Source organism: Sulfurovum sp. bin170, assembly GCF_010892395.1.
GTDB lineage: Bacteria > Campylobacterota > Campylobacteria > Campylobacterales > Sulfurovaceae > UBA1140.
The window spans coordinates 1-3,061 of sequence record NZ_JAACKB010000021.1; the positions used below are offsets into that span (position 1 = coordinate 1).

2 protein-coding genes are annotated in these 3,061 nt (G+C 38.8%); both read left to right on the plus strand.

Annotated elements, in window-relative coordinates:
- A partial coding sequence (locus tag GSY74_RS00615) for a hypothetical protein (RefSeq protein ID WP_164663168.1) occupies positions 1 to 510 on the plus strand: 510 nt, incomplete at its 5' end.
- A 3-nt stretch (positions 511 to 513) separates the two neighbouring features.
- Positions 514 to 2,916, plus strand: coding sequence for a pyruvate, water dikinase (ppsA, locus tag GSY74_RS00620; RefSeq protein WP_164663169.1), 2,403 nt, complete (start codon positions 514 to 516; stop codon positions 2,914 to 2,916).
- Positions 2,917 to 3,061 lie beyond the last annotated feature (145 nt).

Genomic DNA, 3,061 nt, shown 5'->3' on the forward strand with positions numbered 1-3,061 from the left:
TCCTATGAAGATGATATATTTCAAAAAGAGATAACAGATGCACTATTTTTGAAAAGCTTTCTACTTATGGGTGATTATAGTCAAGAGTCAATGGAGATATTCGATGAGATTATAGATAGATGCAAAGTTGCTGAAGATGGAACTGTGCCTAGAAATTTTGAATACTCTGTAATTAACAACATAGAGTTAGCTCTAATCACAAATGATGATGATACAAAATATAGAGATTTAGCAGATACATATCTATATGACTTAGAGGATACAAGACCTCAACTTGAGATGTTAACTATCTTAAAAAATGCTCAAGAGTTAAATCAAGATGAGGCTATGCAGAGATGGAGAGAGGAGTACAAAGATTACTATTTTAAAAACTGGAGTTTTGAAGAGTTGAAAAAATGGAACAGTCGAATGGAAGATGCTGATAGAAGAGATAGAATCAGTAGATATCTTAATGATTTTATAAAACATAACAACACTACCTCTATAAAGAAAGAAGATATTAAAGGATAAACTGTGAAGTACATAAAATTTTTCAATGAAATTAGAAACAGTGATGTTACTTTAGTCGGTGGTAAAAATGCCTCTCTAGGAGAGATGTACCAACAACTTGTACCCCTTGGAATCCATGTACCCAATGGCTTTGCCATTACAGCAGAAGCCTATTTTTATCTTTTAAAAGATGGTGGCATAGAGAAACAAATAGAAGAGCTACTGAGTGATGTAGACACCATCGACCTTGGTGTACTTCAAGACAAGACTAAAAAGATTAGAGAGCTAATCTTCTCAACACCTCTCCCCTCTGACCTGCGAGATGAGATTATCTCAGCCTATGCTAAGTTGGGTTTAGAGTATGATAGTCAAGTGATTGATGTCGCCGTAAGAAGCTCTGCAACAGCAGAAGATTTACCTGATGCCTCTTTTGCAGGTCAACAAGATACCTTTCTCAATGTTCAAGGACTTAGCTCCCTCATTCACCATATCAAACTCTGTTTTGCTTCACTCTTTACCAGTCGTGCAGTGAGCTATCGCCAATCAAGAGGTTTTAACCACTTTGAGGTGGGTCTCTCTGTCTGTATTCAGAAGATGGTAAGAAGTGACAAGGCTTCGAGTGGAGTCATGTTTACCATAGATACCGAGAGTGGATTTGACAAAACAGTGCTTATCACCTCTGCTTGGGGTTTGGGTGAAAATGTGGTGGGTGGCATGGTCAATCCTGATGAATTTTATGTCTTTAAGGAGACACTAAAAGAGGATAAAAAACCGATTATCAAACGCTCTTTGGGGAACAAAGATATCAAGATGATTTATGCCAATAAAACTTCTGGAAAAACCACCATTAATATTAACACGACTGCAAATGAAAAAAACTCATTTTCTATTAATGATGAAGAGATACTAACTCTAGCCAAACAGGCGGTTATGATAGAAGAACACTACTCACGGATGGCAAATCGCTACCAACCAATGGACATAGAGTGGGCAAAAGATGGACTTGATGAAAAACTCTATATCGTCCAAGCACGACCAGAAACCGTACAGAGTCAAAAAAAAGGGTTTGTAGAACAACGATATAGCCTTGAAAAAACAGCTAATAAGATTTTAACCAAAGGTATCTCCATCGGTTCCAAAATTGGTAGTGGCAGAGTGAGAGTTATCGAAAATTTAGAGGGAATCTGTGAATTCAAAGAGGGAGAGGTACTAGTCACCGACATTACCGACCCCGATTGGGAACCTGTGATGAAGATAGCCAGTGCAGTTATCACCAATCGAGGGGGTAAAACCTGTCACGCTGCCATTGTCGCTAGAGAGATTGGCGTTCCTGCCATTGTGGGGTGTCATAACGCAACAGAGGCGTTAAAAAGCGATATTGAAGTGACCTGTGATTGTGCTAGAGGAGATGAAGGGTTTGTCTATGAGGGCAATATACCATTCACCACCGAAACCCTAGACCTCTCAACCCAAGAGGAGACCAAAACCAAAATCTATCTCAATGTCGGTAACCCCTCTCGTGCCTTCTCTTTTAGTCAGATTCCCAATGATGGCGTTGGTTTGGCAAGGATGGAGTTTATTATCAACAACTATATCAAAGTCCACCCTCTAGCTCTTGAAGCCTTGTATTTGGGAAAAGAGGTTGAACCAAAAGAAGAGATAGAAAACATCATCAGTGGATATAGTGACCCCAAAGATTTTTTTATCAAAAATATAGCCGAAGGTGTAGGAATGATAGCCTCAGCATTCTACCCCAAACCAGTCATTGTAAGAACCAGTGATTTTAAATCAAACGAATACAAAAAAATGATTGGTGGAGCCAAGTTTGAACCGATAGAAGAGAACCCAATGATAGGCTATAGAGGTGCAAGTAGATACTACAGTGAAGCGTATAAAAATGCCTTCATTTGGGAGTGTGAAGCCCTAAAATATGTGCGAGAGACAATGGGGCTTACCAATGTCAAACTGATGTTGCCCTTTGTACGAACCCCACAAGAGGGGCGAAAAGTACTCAATATTATGAGAGAACAAGGTCTGATTCAAGGTGAAAATGGATTAGAGATTTATGTCATGTGTGAACTCCCTGTCAATGTTATCTTGGCTGATGAGTTCCTCAAAGATTTTGATGGATTTAGCATCGGTTCCAATGACCTAACTCAACTTACTTTAGGTGTTGACCGAGACAGTGATTTGGTATCCTCTATCTTTGATGAGCGAAACCCAGCAATGAAAGCTCAATTTAAAAATGCGATAGATGCATGTAAAAGAGCAGGAAAATATGTGGGAATTTGTGGACAAGCACCATCTGATTATCCTGAGGTGGCTGAGTATCTAGTGGAATTGGGGATTGACTCTATCTCTTTGAATCCTGATTCGGTAATGAAAGTGAAGAAGAGGGTTTTGGAGATTGAGGGGAAGTTGGGATAAACTTAAAATCCCTCAATATTCTCAACAGATAAAAGTTTATACTCAACCTCATACCCTTTATACTTTTTAAGCAGATTAACTGACTTATGAACCAAAATATCTCGGTTCAATCTCTTAGAAGATAGTTTAACCTCACAAATCAAAA